This window comes from Paenibacillus hamazuiensis (assembly GCF_023276405.1).
GTDB lineage: Bacteria > Bacillota > Bacilli > Paenibacillales > NBRC-103111 > Paenibacillus_AF > Paenibacillus_AF hamazuiensis.
This window is the reverse complement of record NZ_JALRMO010000001.1, coordinates 3,847,382-3,865,219: the sequence shown is the minus strand read 5'-3', so window position 1 is coordinate 3,865,219 and position 17,838 is coordinate 3,847,382. Positions and strand designations below refer to the sequence as shown.

Sequence of the window (17,838 nt, the reverse complement as noted above, 5' to 3'; positions counted from 1 at the left end):
AAGAGAGGTGCACTCCATGCCGCAAACGACAGCGCTGCCGAAAACCAAAAGCGGCGCGCGCACAAAATCCCGCCTGCTTACCGGCATCGCGCAGCACAAATTCATCTACTTGCTCGCACTGCCGGGCATCGCTTATTTCATTTTGTTCAAGTTTGTCCCGATGTGGGGACTGCTGCTTGCGTTTAAGATGTACAATCCATATGCCGGCTTTGCCGGAAGCGAATGGGTCGGCTTCAAATATTTCCACGAGCTGTTCACCGACCGCAATTTTTATGTGATGCTGCGCAACACGTTCGCCATCAATTTGTTCGGCCTCGTCTTCATGTTCCCGGTTCCGATCATCCTGGCGCTCATGCTGAACGAAGTGCGGCACGAGGTGTTCAAAAGGGTCAACCAGTCGATCGTCTACCTGCCCCACTTTTTATCGTGGGTCGTCGTCGTCAGCATGACGCATTTTATTTTATCGAGCGACATCGGCATCGTGAACAAAATATTGGTGGGACTCGGGGCGGAGCGGATCGCGTTTTTGTCCGATCCGAAGCTGTTCTGGGCGCTGATCACCGCGCAAAATATGTGGAAGGAAGCGGGCTGGGGCACGATCATTTTCCTCGCGGCGATCGCCGGCGTCGATCCCCAGCGGTATGAAGCGGCGGTCGTGGACGGCGCGAGCCGCTGGCGGCAAATATGGCATATCACGCTGCCGGCAATCCGCCCGACGATCATCATTTTGCTGATCCTGCGGCTCGGGCATATGGCCGACGTCGGCTTCGAGCAAATTTTGCTGATGATGAATCCGCTGGTCGGAACCGTCGCCGAAGTGTTCGACACGTATGCGTACTCCGTCGGCATTTTGAAAGGGCAGGTGAGCATCGGGGTGACGGTCGGCATGTTCAAAGGCGTCGTCGGGCTCGTGCTCGTGCTGGCTTCCAATTATATCGTGAAAAAGCTCGGCCACGAAGGCATTTACTGAAAAGGAGGGGGATCCGATGAGCTTTATCTCCGCGAAAAAATTGACCGTCTTCGATTACGTGAACTACGCGCTGCTTGCGCTCATTTCGCTCGTATGCGTCTTCCCGTTCCTCTACGTGTTCAGCGTGTCGTTTACCGACCCGAAGGCGTACGTGCCGCTGAAATTTTACCTGTTTCCCGACCAGTGGTCGCTGTCCGCGTACAAATACATTTTGTCGACGAACAGCTTCCTGAACGCGCTCAAAAGCACCGTCTTCATCACTATCGTCGGGACGATCCTCAATATTGTCGTATCGTTCTCGTTCGCCTACGCGCTGACCAAGAAAACGATGCCGGGCCGCTCGATCATGCTCGGGGCCGTCGTGTTCACGCTGGTGTTCAACGCCGGCATCCTGCCGAGCTATCTGCTCGTTAAGCAGCTCGGGCTGCTCAACTCGTATTGGTCGCTTATATGGCCGAGCCTCACCAGCGCCTGGAGCCTGATCGTGATCAAAAGCTTCCTCGAATCGCTTCCCGCGGAGCTGGAGGACTCGGCGCGCATCGACGGCTGCTCGGATATCGGCGTATTTTTACGCATCGTCATCCCGCTGTCCATGCCGGCCATCGCGGCGTTTACGCTGTTTTTCGCCGTCTCGTATTGGAACACATATTTCAATGCACTCATTTATTTGACCGATTCGAAAAAATGGACCTTGCAGGTGCTGGTCAAAACGCTCGTCATCGATTCCGATTCGACCGGAGTCGGGCAGGCGGGCTCCGGCGGCGACGACCGGCTCGTTCCGCAGGAGACGATCCGCATGGCGTCGATTATGCTGGCGATGGCGCCGATTTTGGCGGTGTACCCGTTTTTGCAAAAGCATTTTGCCAAAGGCGTCATGCTCGGGTCGATCAAAGGCTGAGCGTGCGGGCTGACGGAGCTTGACGGTACGAGTGAAAACAGGCCGCTGCAAAGACCGGGTGCTGCGGAAATGTCCGGACGGCCGATACGTGCGCGTTAGCGGAATAGGACAATATTTTCCGAGCCGGATCAGCGAAGTCGGGCTTCGGCGTGAGTAACTGCCGTCTTATCGCCCGGCGGTACGAGGTGTCATGACAAAATATGCTGCGTCCGGCGTCTGGCGGATATCGTATGAATTGTCTGTTTCCCGCCAGAGCGCATTGCCTTAAGATCGAACCGTGGATGCACAAACAGAAAAGGGAGGAAACAAACATGAGAAAAAATCGAGCAAAATTGGCATCGGCCGGATTGTCCGTCGTCGTGGCCGCTTCCTTGGTTGCCGGATGTTCTTCGGGCAGCCGGGAGGCGGGCCAGGGGGCGGCGCCGCAGCAGGGTGATGCGAAGAAAGATTCGAAACCGCTTACGATTAAAATGTTCGCCGGCCTGTACAACGACGTGCCGGACATGAACAACGCGTATTGGAGCGAATGGCAAAAACGGACGAATTCGAAGCTCGACGTCGAATGGGTGCCGGACGGCGATCTGAACACGAAGCTCGACCTGCTGCTCGCTTCCGGCGATTTGCCGGAGGTGCTGGCGTCGCCGACATCAACCCGCCCGACGCTGCTGAACGCGATCAAAAACGGCGCGTTTTGGGACCTGACGCCGTTCCTCGGCGATTTCAGCCAATACCCGAACCTGAAAAACAACATGGCGAAGGACGCTTACAAATATTTGAGCATGGACGGCAAAATTTACGCGGTGCCGCGCTCCCGCTCGCGGATCGACCCCGGCGTTAAAATCCGCAAGGACTGGCTCGACAAGCTGAACATACCGGTGCCGACCACGCTGGACGAATACGCGGCTGCATTGAAAAAAATCGTGAACGGCGATCCGGACGGCAACGGCAAAGCCGATACGCTCGGCCTGATCGGCCACGGGGTGATCGTTAGCGATGGCGACGACAGCTTCGCCGCCGGGTTCGGGGCGCTCGACCCGACGTATAACTCCGAAGGCGGCATGATCGAAACGAGGCTGACGCCGCAGTACGCCGATATGGTCGCCTGGTTCCGCGGCTTGTATCAGGACGGAGTGCTGCCGAAGGAATTCGCCGTCATGAAGAAAACGCAGGCCGAGGAGGTGTTCAAGACGGGCCGGGCCGCTTCCTACGTGAGAAGCATTTGGTGGGACGACGAGTGGGAGAAATCGATCGCGAAGACGCAGCCGAACCCGAAAATTCTCAACCTGCAGCTGAAGGGGCCGAAAGGCGATGCCGTGGCGCTGAGCACCGGCGTGTCCGGCGGTTATTTTATCTCGAAAAAGGTGCCGGAGGAGAAAGTGAAGCAGCTGCTCAAATATTTCGAGTATACCGCTTCGGAGGAAATGACGGATTTCGCTTACTACGGGCTCGAGGGAACTCACTACAAATTGGTCGACGGGCAGAAGGTGCTGACGGATCAAGGCGTCAAGGAAGTCAACACGACGAGCAAGGGAGCGGGCGTGCTCGCTTACGCGAAATGGGGCAAGGTCGAAAGCGCTTCCGGCACAAAGGCGTTCAACGATGCGAAGAAGAAGGAAGTTGAGAAGTTCGACGAGATCGGCAAGGTGAATCCGTTCGCTTACACGACGTCCGTGACGTGGAACAACACATGGCCCAAATACGATAACGAATGGAAAACGATGGTGACCAAAGCGATCGTCGGCCAAATCTCGATGGACGAGTACAAAGCTTACGTCGACAAGCTGAACAACCTGCCGGAAATGAAAACCGCTTTCAAGGAATTCGCCGCATCCTACAAGTCGTTTAGCGGCAAATAAATGCAGAGATGACCGGCGCTAAAAGTGCCGGTCACCTCATGAGGAGGTTAAAGTTATGGCAGCAAACGCCAAAACGTGGTGGCAAAAGCCGCTGCGCGTCATCCAACCGAACCTGCAGGTCAGGGATACGGACCGAATCGATCCCGAGCGGCTGGCACAGCAAATCAAAGATATGAGCGGCAATACGATCGTGTTTAACGTCGGCGGCATTTACGCCTGGTACCCGACGCAGGTGGCTTACCATACCGAAAACGAATTTTTGCCGAAAGATTTCGATCTGCTCGAGGAAGTGATCCGCGCGTGCCATAAGCGGGATATCCGCTTCATTGCCCGGTTCGATTTCAGCAAGGCGGCGGATTACGTATATTTGCAGCGCCCGCAATGGTTCGCCCGCAGCCGTTCGGGGGAACCGGAGATCATCGGCGCGAAGCGTCCCGGCGACTGGTCGCTGCTCATGTCGACCTGCATCAACGGCGCGTACAGGGGCGAAGCGGTGGCGGTGCCGGTGCTGGACGAGGTGCTGAGCCGCTACGCGATCGACGGCATTTTCTTCAATGCGCCGGGATACGTGCCTTGCTGGTGCGAAGGCTGCCGCAGAAAGTACAGAGCGGCTTACGGCACCGAACTGCCGGACGACAAGAAGGAGTTTGCGCCGGACTGGGCTTCCTCATGCATGCGGGACAACATCGATATTTTGTACGCATTTGCCAAGCAAAAAAGTCCCGAGGTTCCGATGATCCTTTATTACAACCTGTACCGCGACAACATTTTCGACCGCGCTAAAACGGCGGATATGCTGTGCACGGAGCCGCAGGACATTTTATCGCTCGGGCACCATCATATCCCGGAGTTTTGGAAGCCGGCGCTCAGCATCAAGCTCGGTCGTTCATTGCCGGACCGGCCGGTGCCTTTCGGCATCGTTCATTCAAGTCCCGGCATGGACTGGCGCCATACGGGGCTGCCTCCGGCCGAATACCGGTTCTGGCTGTCGCAAATTCCGGCGCATGGCGGAAGCATCTGGCATTCGCTGACCGGCGTGCCCGATACGATCGGCGACAAGCGCATCCTGGAAACGGTCGGCGCCTTCAATGCGCAAGTTGAGAAGGTCGACCCGTACATGGAAGGAGCCGAGCCGTTATCGGAGGTGGCGCTGATGTGGACCGCGGACGCCTCCGCCGAAGGCTGGGCCGACGGTTTGTTGGGCAGGCAAATTCCGTTCGATGTGCTGCTCGCCGAGCAGGCGGTGCCGGAGCGGCTCGCGCGGTATAAAGCGCTGATCGTTCCCGAAGGCATGAAGTATACGGAGGAGTTCGCCGCGAACCTGGCAGGCTTCGTCCGCCAGGGCGGACATGTCGTTGCCGAAGGAGCGCCGCCCGAACGAAAAGAACTTTTGTCGCTATTTGCGATTTCCGGGGAAATATATGAAAGCGAGCCGCTCGCCGCATCGTACCTAAGGTTCGAAGGGCAGGGCAATCCGCTGCAAAAGGGGCTGGAGCAGACCGAGCTGATCGCTCACCGCGGGAAGGTCGTATACTGCCGGCCGGATGGAGCGGGCTGCGAAGTGCTGGCGACGCTCGTGCCGCCGTTTTCGCCGCTCGAAAGCGTTGGCGCACCGCCGGAGAGAGCGTCGCTGCCGGTCAGCCATACCGACCTGCCGCTTGCTCTGCTTAACCGCTACGGCCAAGGCACCGTGCTGTATATGCCGTTTTCGCTCAGCCATCTGATCAACGAGTATAAGCTCGGAGAACATTACCAGCTGCTGGAAAACGCGATCGGCATCGGGCTCGGCGAAACGCGCGAACTGCGCGTGACGGGTTACCACGGACTGCAGGCGACACTGTTTGCCAAAGGTAATAACAGGCTTGTTCATCTCGTAAACGGAGTCGGCCGCCGGCCGCTGGCGACGGCCATCCCGCTGCATGATATCGAGGTGGAGCTGCGCCTGCCGGCAGACGCCAAGGTGACGCAGGTGCGGCAAATTATTTCCGGGTCACCGCTGGAATACCGGGTGGAGCAGGACAGACTGTTTTTGACCGTACCCCGGCTGGACGTCTGGGAATGCTTGCTCGTGGAATGCGATTAACGGACGGAGCGGCCTGAACCGCAGACATTTTTTGTTGTGCCGCGAGGCTAACCGGGCATGACAAAAAGTGTCTGTTTTTTGCCTGAGCGAACTCCTCTACAATAGGAGTATGACGGGATTTGTCCGAATCCCGATCAAACGTTTCGGGGGTGCCGCCATGAAAAACGTCCTGGAGAAGATTCGAAGCGTGTTATTCGCGTTGCTGCCGCGGACGAATTATTTGAACCGGCTTATCTGGTTCGGCTGCCTGTCCGTATCGATTCCGATCGTGCTTGCCGGAAGCACGTATTATCATTTTTCCATGGTCAAACTGACCGAGCAGTTTACGGCAGACAACCAGGCTTCGCTGGTGCTCGTCAAGGACAGGATGGAGAACGTTCTGTACAACGTCGAAAACGAGTCGCTGAAAATCGCCGTCAATCCACTGATCAAGGAAAACATGGGCCGAAGCGAGTTCAGCTCGGATATTATCCAGCACAAGCTGATTCTCGACACGCTGCAGCTGCATAAAAACGCAAACAGCCTGATCAGCGACATCGTTTTTTACGACAAGCAGGCGGGGTTTGTCATTTCGAACAATTACGGCTACGTGACGTACGGCCGTTACGGGGAACGCCCGGATATCGAGGAGGCGATGCGGCAAAAGGAACCGGCCAAATGGACGTATCTCCCGGAGGGGAAAGAAAACGGTTACATTTCGTACGTTCGGCTGATGAACGCGGGCAATCCGCAAGGCGTAGTCATCATTCACGTGCAGGAGAAAATGCTGCGCAATACGCTTGTGAACTATTCCGCTTATTCGAAAAACCAGTCGCTCGTCGTGCTCGATTCGTCGGGACGTATACTTCTGCATTCGGCGGACAATAAGTGGTTCGGGCAATCGGCGCAGGACGTCCCTGTGCTAAAAGACGTTGTTACGGACGATGCCAAGGAAGGACGTTATTTAAGAGACGCGGATACGCACGATCACGAGCAGATGCTGGTCAACTTCAATAAAACGACGCTGGGCAGAACGTATGTTTCGCTTATTCCCGAAAGCGACATGCTGGAACGGCTCAGCTGGATTCGCTGGATGATCGCCGGCACCGTCGCCGTTTTTCTGCTGGTCGGCATTTTGCTCAGCTTTATCGCCTCCAAGCGGGCCTATAACCCGATCGAAAAGCTGATCCGCTATGGGGAGGACCTGCAGAAGGGGCGGCTCGCGCCGAAAGGCAACGAGATAGAATTTATCAAATCGTGCCTCAGCTTTTTAAGCGATCAGGCCGTATCGCTGGAAAACGTGCTGAAGCAAATTCAGCCCGGGCTCCGGGACCGGCTGCTGCACAAGCTGCTGAAAGGCCAGGCCGGCGGCAAAACCGCCGTTTTGCAGGAATGCGGACAATTCGGCATTCCGCAGCGGGGCCGCTTTGTCGTGCTGATCGCCATCGTCGAAAATTTGTTCAAGGAAAAAAGATTTTTGCCCAGCGAAGGCGCGATCGTCATGTTTGCCGTCACGAACGTGATGAACGAGCTGCTGGCCAAGTCGGGACTGCAGGGCTTTGTCGTCGAGCAAAACGAGCGGGAAGGCGTCGCCATCCTGCATTTTCCCGAGGAAACCGCCGGGGAAGCGATGATGAAAACGGCCAAAGCGTTCGCCGAAGAGGTCCGGGCCGCGCTGCGTACGTACCTGAGCTTCTCCGTTGCGGTCGGCATCGGCGGATTGCGCGAGGACGTGCTTCGCATCGGCGAATCGTACCGGGAAGCGCAGCAGGCGCTGCAGCACCGGATATTCAAGGATGCCGAGTCGGTGCTGGCATTTGATCAGCTGGGGCAGCTCGGCAAACATGCGATGTTTACGTACCCTCGCGAGCAGGAGCAGCTGATCGTCGAGGCGCTGTCGCGGGGCGAGCTGGTCATGGCCGAGCAGGCGCTGAATGCGTTTGCCAAAAACGTCAAGGTATCGGAATCGTACAATACGATTTTTCAATGCTACCACGTGCTGCTTTCGTCGATCATCCAATCGCTGGAGGAAAAAGGTCCGGGTGTGATCGACTCGCTTGGCGACAACTGGTTCGACCAGCTCAAGGCAAGGCAGACGTCGCGCGAAATATACGAATGGTTTATCGAGATCATTTTCCCGCTGTACCAGCAAATTACCGAAGAAAGCCGGAAGTTGGGAACGCGGCACGCCGTGCAGAAAGTATGCAGGCACATCAAGGAAAACCCCGGCGCGTGCCATTCGCTCGTCGAATGCTCGGAGATGGTCGGGATGAGTCCGTCGTATTTCAGCCGTTTGTTCAAGAAGGAAGTCGGCCTTTCGTTCGTCGAATACGTGATGGAATACAAGGTGGAAAAAGCGAAGCAGCTGCTGCGCGACACGGACCGCAGCGTGATGGAGATCGCGGAAATCGTCGGTTATTCGGAGCGGAATTTGAACCGCGCCTTTCAGCGTTATGTCAATATGACCCCCAAGCAGTACCGGGTGTCGCTCAGATGAAACATCCGGGACACGCAGCGAGCAATCGCCAAACACGAGCGATCATCACACATGAGCAATCACCACACACTAGGAGGAGAGAGACATGGCAGCAAGTTTGTCCGCAGAACATACGGCAGTCGGGTTTATCGGGATTGGGGTGATGGGCAAAAGCATGGCCCGGAACCTGATGAAGAAAGGATATCCGGTTCATGTGTACAGCCGGACGAAAGCGAAGGCGGAGGATCTGGTTACGGAGGGCGCGGTTTGGCATGCGTCTCCGGCGGAGGTCGCCAGGCAGGCGAACGCAATCATTACGATGGTCGGCTACCCGCGCGACGTCGAGGAGGTATACCTCGGAGCCGACGGCATCGTTGCGGCAGCCCGTCCCGGTTCGTATCTGATCGATATGACCACATCGAGTCCGACGCTTGCGCGGCGGATTTATGAGGAAGCCGGTCGAAGGGGGCTGCACGCGCTTGATGCGCCGGTTTCAGGCGGTGACGTCGGAGCGAGGGAGGCCCGGCTGTCCATTATGGTCGGCGGCGACCGGGAGGCGTTTGACGCGGCGCTGCCCGTTTTCGAGGCGATGGGCACAAACATCGTCTATCAGGGAGTGGCCGGCGCCGGACAGCATACGAAAATGTGCAATCAAATCGCGATCGCCTCGAACATGATGGGCGTCTGCGAGGCGCTCGCTTACGCAGAGCAGGCGGGACTCGACCCGGCGACGGTGCTGCGGAGCATCGAAACCGGGGCGGCGGGAAGCTGGTCGCTCAGCAACCTTGGACCGCGCATGATCGCCGGCAACTTCGAGCCCGGATTTTATGTGAAGCACTTTATTAAAGACATGGGAATCGCTTTGGAATCGGCGGAGGAGATGGGGCTGGACACGCACGGGCTGCGGCTCGCGAAATCGCTCTACGAGCGGCTGGCGGCAGGCGGGGAGGAAAACAGCGGCACGCAGGCGCTTTATAAAATGTACAAGCGAGACTGATAAGCGGACGGAGGGAGAAGGGTGAAACTCGTCTACGATCATAAGGACGCCGTCATCCGGTTCGGCGTGGAGCAGATCAAGAAAAGCCTGGCGCTTCGCGGCGCATTTTTCGTGGAGCAATTTGCGCAATTCGGGTCTGGGGGCGCGCCAAAAGCAGGCATTGTCGTGCGGAAGGCGCAGACGCCCAAAGGGCAGCGGAGCCGCTATGGCGACCAGGCTTTCCGCATTTTCCGCTCGGGGGAGTGCATCCATATCGAAGGCGGCGATTCGCGCGGGGTGATGTACGGCTGCCTGGAATGGGCGGAACGGGTGATGCGCGGTGAGGATTTGCCGGAAGGCTCGGAGATAACCCGGGAACCGGCGCTCGGCATCCGCGGCGTCAAGTTCAATTTGCCGTATGCTCCGTTCGATTCCGGCGATCCGTTTGTTTTGAACGAAGAGACGTGCCTCGACATCGATTTCTGGAAAGCATATCTCGACATGCTGGCGCAAAACCGCTACAACTGCCTGAGCTTATGGTCCGAGCACCCGTTTCATCTGATGGTGGTTTCCCCGAAATATCGGGCGGCGAACCCCTTCAGCGACGTGGAAATGGACCGGAACATCCGGTTTTTCCGCGAGCTGTTCCGTTATGCCGGCAGCCGGGGCATCGACGTCTATTTGTTCACCTGGAACATTCGGCTGACGCCGGAGGCGGCCAGGGGCCTCGGACTGCCCGAAGCGGTGGGCGATTTCGGCAACATGTACGACGATTTGATCCACCGGGTCGGCATTCCGTTGAACCGTTTCCGCGGCCAGTCTGCGGTGATCCGCGACTATATCAAGGAAATGGTGCTGCAGCTGCTGCTCACGTATCCCGAGCTGAAGGGACTCGGCACCTCGGCCAGCGAATGGATGGACGGCAGCGGCTACGAACGCGAACGGTGGATCGTCGATACGTATGTGCAGGCGATCAAAGAGTCGGGCCGGGACATCCCGTTCATCCACCGGACGAACATGCAAAATGCGGGCAAGGAAATCAAGGAGCTTGTGCAGGGGGAATTTGCGGCGGACCGCTTTTACATCAGCTGGAAATACTCGAACGCCCACTGCTACTCGCACCCGTTTCCGCAGTTTGAGAAGCTGTGGAACGCCTGGGAGGGCATCGATCTCGATTCCACACAAATATTGTACACCGTTCGCAATGACGATGTGTTTACGCACCGGTGGGGCGATCCCGATTATGTTCGCGCCTATGTAAACGGGATGCGCAAATCGTATGTGAAAGGTTTTTATTGGGGGGCGGACGGGTACTTGTGGGGGCGGGATTTCCAGCATGTCGATTACGGCCATAAAACGTGGACCTACGACTTCGAACGCCATTTGTTCCAGTTCCAGCTGTGGGGAAGGCTTTCCTACGATCCGGGGACAGGGGACGAGACGTGGATTCATTTGCTGGCAGAGCAGTTTGGACCTGCGCACGCCCCTTTGTTCCTTGAAGGACTGCGGCAAGCTTCGAAAATCATTCCGGCCGTGAACCGGCTGTTCTGGATTGACTACGATTTCCAGTGGCACCCGGAAAGCTGTTTGTCCCAGGTGAGCGGCTTCAAGACGATCCTCGATTTCGTTGACGCTGCGCCGATGCCGGGGGCAGGCGTGATGAGCATTGCCGAATACGCCAAGGCGGAGCACGACGGCATGCTTGCGGAAGCGGCGGCGCCGTACGGCGAAACGCCGGCGGACATCATCCGCAGCCTGCGCGAAGCGGCTGTTGCGGCGGAAAAGGCGTCCGCCCGGCTTGAGGCGGACCTCGGCGAGCTGCACGGCGGCCATGCGGCGTGCGCGCTGCTCGATCTGCAGGCGTATGCGGCCATGGGCCGGTATTACGCCTGCAAATTCGCCGCCGCTCTGGAGCTATGCCGGTTCCGGCTGAGCCGGAACCGGGAGCGCATCACTCAGGCGGTGGCGCAGCTCGAGCAGGCGAGCCGCCACTGGGAGCGGCTCGGGCATTGCTGGTGCGCGCACAATAAGCCGTATTTTATGGCGCGCGTGAAAAGAACGTTCGGCTACACGTATTATATGGACGATGTACGCTGCGACATCGAGCTGGCCCGCACGTTCGAATAGGCGGGGGCATCGGCGACATGGCGGAATAGGCACTGCCGCTATCCCGCCGGCTCCCGCCATTCGAGGCGATTGAAGAAGCGAATCCGGAGCAGCGGAACCGAGGTTTCCGTTATGACTGGGGAAACCAACCGGACACAGCAAAAAAAGAGGCGATAAGCGGAACAAAATGTTTCGCTGACGCCTCTTTTTGGTGATTTCTGATAATAGCGAAATACTTTTCCGTTTTTTGGCTCCCGATCCGGGGACAGTCGAAGGAGCTCATCGACGGAAAAACCTGGCATCCCGCTTGAATCTCTATCGCGGCCAGACGGCCGGGTTAAGTCCAAACAGCTTGCCTGGCTGGTCCCGGATTCATAGAGGAACTACGGTGCGCTAAAATGGCCATTTCGAGCGGATCGTCAACAATAAAGGAACTGTGGTTCGTTATTTGCTTGTTTTTGCGGAACAGACATCATTTTCCCCGATTTAGCGAATCTCAGTTCCTTTATTTTTTCGAATATGCTCATTGGCACAATGATAGCGAACGTCAGTTCCTTTATTTTATTCGAATGTGCTGCTGTACCCAAGGAATCGAATATCGGTTCCGCCGGGCTTGCGAAAACCTATTGGTTCGCTTTGTTTGGCGGTACCGACGGCTCGCCCTCGCCCGCCCCGCCCGACGTATCATCGTCTGCAGCGGTGGCCGCGCTGCCCTCAGCCTGCCGCTTCCTGCGATAAAGAAGCACGATCAGCGTCACCGGGACGAGACACATGATGCCGCAGGCGACGTAGGCGCCGCCCGCCCCGAAGCGATCGGCTGCGTACCCGGCAAACAAGTTGCCGATCGGCGTGGAGCCGGCGAACACCAGCGCGTAAATGCTCATGACGCGCGAGCGGTATTCTTCCTTCGCATGCAGCTGCAGCGTCGAGTTGCAGTTGGTGGCGAACAGGATGTTGAACAGCCCGTTCACCGCGAACAGGAAGCCGGACAATACAAGGGAGCTGTTCAGCCCGTTAAGCACCAGAATGATGGAGACGGTGAAGGCGCTTGCGATGCTGAGCGCGAGCTTCGGCCCTTTCTTGCTGCGAAACGACATGGTCAAAGCCCCGAGCAGCGAGCCGACGCCGAGACATGACATGAGGAGGCCGTATGTTTTTTCCTCCATATGAAGCACCGTTTTGGTGAAAACGGGAATAAGCACGCTGAAATTGTAGGCGAACGTGCCGATGACCGTCACAAGCAAAATCGTTTGAGCGAGCAGCGGATCGCCCGATATATAGCGGATGCCGTCGCGGATTTCCCGCAGAACGCCGGCGCCCGCTTTCTTTTTTCTCACATAGGGGACAGGTTCGATCTGCAGCAGACCGTAGATGACGGCAATAAAGCTCAGGCCGTTCAGCAGAAAACACCAGCCGGCGCCGAGATAGGCCATCATCGCCGCTCCGATCGAGGGGCCGACGATGCGGGCCATATTAAACGTCATCGAGTTAAGGGCGATCGCGTTCATCAGATCGTCCTTGCCGACGATTTCGATGTTAAACGACTGCCGCGTCGGCATATCGAACGTATTGATGAGACCGAGCAGGAAGGCCATGACCAATATATATCCGTACTGCACCGTGCCGGCGAACACTAGCGCCGACAGCGCGAACGCGAGCAGCATGGAGCAGGTCTGGGTGATCAAAAGTATCCGTTTTTTCGGAAACTTGTCGATCAAGGTGCCTGCGAACAGCGAAAAACACGTAATCGGCAAAAACTGCATCGTCCCCACGAGACCGAGCAGCAGAGGAGAGCCCGTCAGCGTCAAGACGAGCCACGATTGGCCGATATTTTGCATCCAGGTGCCGATCAGGGAAACGCATTGCCCGAGCCAGAAGTAACGGTAGTTTCTATGGGTCAGCGCGTGAAAATGGTTGCTCACGAACCGGGCGCCTGCACTTTGCAAACTCAACTGCGGTCACCGCTTTCTTTCGTTAAGTCGGCGGAAGTTTCAGCCATATCGCCGTCGATGAAACGCGATGCGTTGTCGCCCATCCGCTCCAGAAGGGACAGAACGAGCTGCTTCTCCTCCTCGGAAAAGCCGTAGGATAACATATTTCTCCAATCGGTAAGCACTCCCCGGACTTCCTCTTTAATGCCGAGCGCTTTCTCGGTCAAAAAAAGCTGATACGATCTTTTGTCACGGTCGCTGACTTTGCGGGTCACGTAACCTTGCTGCTCCAATTTTTTGAGCGCCTTCGCCGTCGTCCCTTTATCGATTTTGAGGTACCGGGAAAGCTCTTCCTGGCTCAAGCCGTCTTCGCGGTACAACGCATTGAGAAAAATATACTGCCCTTTGCCGATGCCGTAATGCTTCAGCCGCTCGCCGATATACATTTGCCCGTACCGGTAAATAAGGGAGACCCAGCGCGGTATCGTATGTTTGGAATCGGGCAACTTGATCCCTCCTTATATAGTTGCCAATGCCACTATTTTAGTATATGCTAAAAATGGTTGCATTGGCAACGGTTGACCGGCAATAGCGAATATTTTTTCGGATAAGAGAAAAAAAGAGGTGGCATCATGGCGCTCGACCAGACCAGGATCAAACGAAAAGAAATGCTGCTCATTACCGCCGTAGCTCTCGGCACTTTGCTTAACCCGCTCAATACGACGATGATTTCGGTCGCTTTGGCACGGCTGCAGGAGGATTTTCGGCTCACGTTTGCCGACGTATCGTGGCTCATCTCCACCTATTATTTGGCCAGCGCGATCGGGCAGCCGGTTATGGGCAAGTGGAGCGACCTGTTCGGCCGCAAGCGGGTGTTTATGCTCGGGCTGCTGCTCGTCACGTTGTCGTCGAGCCTCGCTCCGCTGTCTCCGAGCTTCGGCTGGCTGATCGGGTTTCGCATCATCCAGGCTTTGGGCAGCTCGGCTTTGTTTCCGTCCGGCATGGGGATGATCCGCAGCCAAATCACTTCCAATCAGGCGAAGGCGCTCGGCGTATTGTCGATATTTTCCAGCACCTCGGCGGCTTTCGGCCCGTCGCTTGGAGGATTGCTGCTGCACTACGGGGATTGGCCGCTCATTTTTCTGTGCAATTTTCCGTTTATTATCGCTTCCTTCCTGCTCGCGTGGAAGCTGTTCCCCAGCGACGCTAAGGCGACCGGACGCGTATCGGATATGGATTGGCGGGGAGTCGTGCTGTTTTCGGCGGCTATTTTCATGTGGCTGCTGTTTTTCCTGGCGCTCGCGGACGGCTTCAGCTTCTGGAAGCTGGCGGTCAGCGCAGGTTTGTCTTATTGGCTTTACCGGTACGAGCTCGGACAAACCAAACCGTTCATCGACGTCGCTTTTTTACGGAAAAATATGAACGTAACGCTGATCTACGCTCAGTTTATTTTAACGAATGTCGCGTTTTATTCGATCATGTTCGGCATTCCGTCTTATTTGCAGAGCGTGCAGATGATGGACCCGCAGAAGACGGGCCTGGTCATGCTGTCGATCGCCGGTTTCAGCGTGCTGGTTACGCCGCTGGTCGGCAGGTGGATCGACCGGAGCGGCTCCAAACCGTCCTTGCTTGTCGGGACCGCGTCCGTCGTTGCCGGAAGCTTGCTGCTGCTGATCATTCAGGATCAGGCAAGCGTGGTGACGATTTTCCTCGTGCTATGCGTGCTCGGGATCGCCAACGGTTTTAATAATTTGGGCATGCAGACGGCATTGTACGATTTCGTCACGAAAGAGGAGACCGGCATCGCCTCCGGGCTCTTTATGACTTCCCGGTTTATCGGGACGATTCTTTCTTCCAGCCTGCTTGCGGCGCTGTTCGGCAAAAACATCACAACCGGCCATCTGCACAGCATGGCGTGGACTTGCGCCGTACTCGGCGTGCTGATGCTGGCCCTTACCGTGCGCATGCCCGGGATGAAAACTTCCGCTTTTTCGGTATCAAATGAAAAGAAACGGGGTTAAACCTAACATAGGACTGGAAATCATTCCATATTATATTTTACATAACCCAGTTTCACACAGAGAGGCGAATCAACATGATCTTTATATCCGGCGTGGAAAGAGACGTTGATACTACCTCGTGGCCACAACTCGCAAAAGCGATATATGAACAAAAACGAAAAAGTCCGGTCTCGTACCACTACTTTTCCGTTAATCATTTACGGTTTGAGATGAATTTAAGAAACGAGATTGTGACTGGGGCCAAAATGCTGAACCAAAGCGGGGCCAGATTCGCATCTTTTAAGAATGCGCATTGCAACGAAGCGTATTGGAAATTAACGGCGGAAGGTGGGTTCTCGCTTAAAGAGGGGGTATCTCCGGCTGCAGGCATTAGGGACATATTTCATAATGGCAGATTATACGGCTTTGAGTGTGCAACGGCTGTAGTTATTGTACTGTATAAGGGAGTTTTGGAATCGATCAAAGAAATTGAATTTAACAGGCTTTTCGCAAAATTGCTGATTTACGATTGGCACTACAACAGTAACCTCCGCCTTATCGATGAACACGGCAGCAATAACGCCTACCCGGGTGACATTTTATATTTTAAAAATCCCGATGTCTCTCCCGAAACACCGCAATGGCAAGGGGAAAATGTCGTTAAAATCGGGGAAGATTTATATTATGGTCACGGTATAGGCATAGTATCTTCAGAAGCGATCATAAACAAGCTGAATACATTTCGAATTCCGGGAAGCAGCAGATCGGCTTATTTATTGGAAACGATCACTTACCCGGACTTTCTTTATTTATCTCAATTCTCGGCTCGCGGCGATCGATTGGAAGAGCTCGACATTCAGAACTTTTACATGAGAAAATTTCAAGTTGTGGCGAAAATCGGGAATAAAAGGTTCATATCAAATTAGCAGCGCGCGGTAAAGAAGCGTCGATCCATCGATCCGCTCCGTGCGTGTCTACTGACTGAGGCCATCCCCCAAAGGATGGCCTTAATCTTTCCTTCTCGGATTTGCGGCTTACTTGCCGTTTGCCGTCTTATAAGCGGCGTTGTATTCCTCGATGATCTTGGTGCCGCCCTGATCCTGCCATTTTTTAACGGCGGCCTGGAAGCCGTTCTCGTCGAGGTTGCCTGTCATAAATTTATACGAGGCGTCCTTGATGATTTCCTGAAGCTGCGCGCCTTTTTCGTTGAACGTTTTCGAGTCGAGCGGCGCGGTCGGATCGGTGATGATGAAATTCACGGCGTCTCCGACCAGCTTGTCTGCCTTCTCCGCTACCGGTACCGTAAAATATTGCGGCGTTATGTTGGTCACGCGGGCCATCGTCAGTCCGGTGTAGCCCTGCACGTCTTTTTCCAGCAGCTTGGCGTCGGTGATCGGCAGCACTTTATTGTCCTTCAGCGTGTAGTGGGTGCCTTCGATGCCGTAATAGATCAGATTGGCAATCTCCGGACTGAACATTTTATCGCAGAAAGCGAGAATTTGCTTCAAGTCTTTCTCCGTTTTCACCGCCGATTTCGGAAACAAAATGACCGACCCGTACCCGGGTATCGCCCACACGCCGGGCTTTCCGCTTGGGCCGGCAATTTTATTTTCCACGTCATATTCCGCCGTCTTGATATTGGCCTGCGTTTTCGTCTGCATCGTCTGCACGTCCATGATCGACCCGATGTACATGCCCGATTTGCCGGTGTACATCAGGTTTTGCTGGTCGGTTTTGCTCGTTACGGGAAAGTCTTGATTGATCAGCCCTTCGTCCCGCAGTTTTTTGACGAATTTCAGCGTATCCATGTACCCTTTGGTCATAAATTCGGGAACGAGTTTTCCGTCCACGATGCCCCAGTTGTTCGGAGTGCCGAAATAGGAGCTGAGCGTTTTAAAGGAACCGTAGATCAAATCGTTGCGGTCGGCCAAAGGGATGGTGCGTCCGCCGCCGACCGGATCGGCTTCCTTGAATTTTTTCAGCATGTTATAAATGTCGTCGACCGTTTTCGGAGCGGATAACCCGAGCTTGTCGGCCCAATCTTTGCGAAAAATGATGCCCTGCCGGGAAAGCGGGTTTTCTTGCGGGAGGGAGTAGAGTTTGCCTTCCACCGACATGTTTTTAAGCACGTCCGGATTCAGCTTGCTCAGGTTCGGATAATCTTTGAGGTAGGGGCCGATTTCCCAAAACTGCTGGTTTTTTACGGCGTCGCGCAGCGTAATGAACGAGGCCTGGTTCACAAATGAAACTTGCGGCAGCGCGCCCGTTGCCAAAGCTGCGCGAAACTTCTCTTCATACGAGCCGTTGGGCACGAATTGAATGTCAAGCTGCGTGTTCGTTTTTTGCTCCAGCACCTTGCGGATGGCGTCGGACGGCACCTCGGGCGTGTGCAGGGCAGCCATGATGCTGATTTTTACCGGCTGTCCGGCCGGTGTCTCCTTCGCGGTTGGAACGTTCCCCGTCGTACCCGGGGCTCCCTGGCTGCAGCCGGTTATCGATACCGCTGCCGCAAGAAAAGTGATTCGCGCCGCTCCCCGCCAATTTTTTACGATCATCTGAACTC

The 17,838-nt window shown here is 55.8% G+C and carries 12 protein-coding genes; 9 read left to right on the top strand and 3 right to left on the bottom strand.

The annotated features are described in order from the left end of the window. The first annotated feature begins 16 nt into the window (after positions 1–16). From MYS68_RS16975 to MYS68_RS16945, 7 genes are all read left to right on the top strand, one after another. Entirely contained in the window at positions 17–970 is a 954-nt protein-coding gene (locus MYS68_RS16975; RefSeq protein WP_248926971.1) for an ABC transporter permease, read from the top strand. Positions 971–986: 16 nt separating this feature from the next. Then, positions 987–1,868, top strand: a complete 882-nt coding sequence (locus MYS68_RS16970; RefSeq protein ID WP_248926970.1) for a carbohydrate ABC transporter permease — start codon at positions 987–989, stop codon at positions 1,866–1,868. A 311-nt stretch (positions 1,869–2,179) separates the two neighbouring features. Beyond that, a complete protein-coding gene (locus tag MYS68_RS16965; protein ID WP_248926969.1) occupies positions 2,180–3,724 on the top strand; it encodes a type 2 periplasmic-binding domain-containing protein in 1,545 nt (514 codons plus the stop codon). A gap of 55 nt (positions 3,725–3,779) precedes the next feature. After that, entirely contained in the window at positions 3,780–5,807 is a 2,028-nt protein-coding gene (locus tag MYS68_RS16960) for an alpha-amylase family protein (RefSeq protein ID WP_248926968.1), read from the top strand. A gap of 157 nt (positions 5,808–5,964) precedes the next feature. Continuing rightward, positions 5,965–8,283, top strand: coding sequence for a helix-turn-helix domain-containing protein (locus MYS68_RS16955; protein ID WP_248926967.1), 2,319 nt, complete (start codon positions 5,965–5,967; stop codon positions 8,281–8,283). A gap of 85 nt (positions 8,284–8,368) precedes the next feature. Next, positions 8,369–9,259, top strand: a complete 891-nt coding sequence (locus MYS68_RS16950) for an NAD(P)-dependent oxidoreductase (RefSeq protein ID WP_248926966.1) — start codon at positions 8,369–8,371, stop codon at positions 9,257–9,259. Positions 9,260–9,280: 21 nt separating this feature from the next. Then, positions 9,281–11,365, top strand: coding sequence for a hypothetical protein (locus MYS68_RS16945; RefSeq protein ID WP_248926965.1), 2,085 nt, complete (start codon positions 9,281–9,283; stop codon positions 11,363–11,365). A 602-nt stretch (positions 11,366–11,967) separates the two neighbouring features. Here MYS68_RS16945 and MYS68_RS16940 read toward each other — a convergent pair. Together MYS68_RS16940 and MYS68_RS16935 are read right to left on the bottom strand one after the other, a co-directional pair. Next, positions 11,968–13,266 (bottom strand): MFS transporter, encoded by a 1,299-nt coding sequence (locus tag MYS68_RS16940; RefSeq protein ID WP_248926964.1) that lies wholly within the window; start codon positions 13,264–13,266, stop codon positions 11,968–11,970. Between the two features lie 26 nt (positions 13,267–13,292). Then, complete coding sequence (locus MYS68_RS16935; protein WP_248926963.1) at positions 13,293–13,781, bottom strand: MarR family winged helix-turn-helix transcriptional regulator; 489 nt, start codon at positions 13,779–13,781, stop codon at positions 13,293–13,295. A 126-nt stretch (positions 13,782–13,907) separates the two neighbouring features. On the opposite strand from MYS68_RS16935, the gene MYS68_RS16930 reads away from it, so the two are divergent. Continuing rightward, positions 13,908–15,296, top strand: coding sequence for an MFS transporter (locus MYS68_RS16930; RefSeq protein ID WP_248926962.1), 1,389 nt, complete (start codon positions 13,908–13,910; stop codon positions 15,294–15,296). Between the two features lie 74 nt (positions 15,297–15,370). After that, positions 15,371–16,201, top strand: a complete 831-nt coding sequence (locus tag MYS68_RS16925; RefSeq protein ID WP_248926961.1) for a protein-glutamine gamma-glutamyltransferase — start codon at positions 15,371–15,373, stop codon at positions 16,199–16,201. A 108-nt stretch (positions 16,202–16,309) separates the two neighbouring features. Here the strand turns inward: MYS68_RS16925 and MYS68_RS16920 are convergent, their stop codons facing one another. Then, complete coding sequence (locus tag MYS68_RS16920; RefSeq protein ID WP_248926960.1) at positions 16,310–17,830, bottom strand: extracellular solute-binding protein; 1,521 nt, start codon at positions 17,828–17,830, stop codon at positions 16,310–16,312. Between the last annotated feature and the right edge of the window lie 8 nt (positions 17,831–17,838).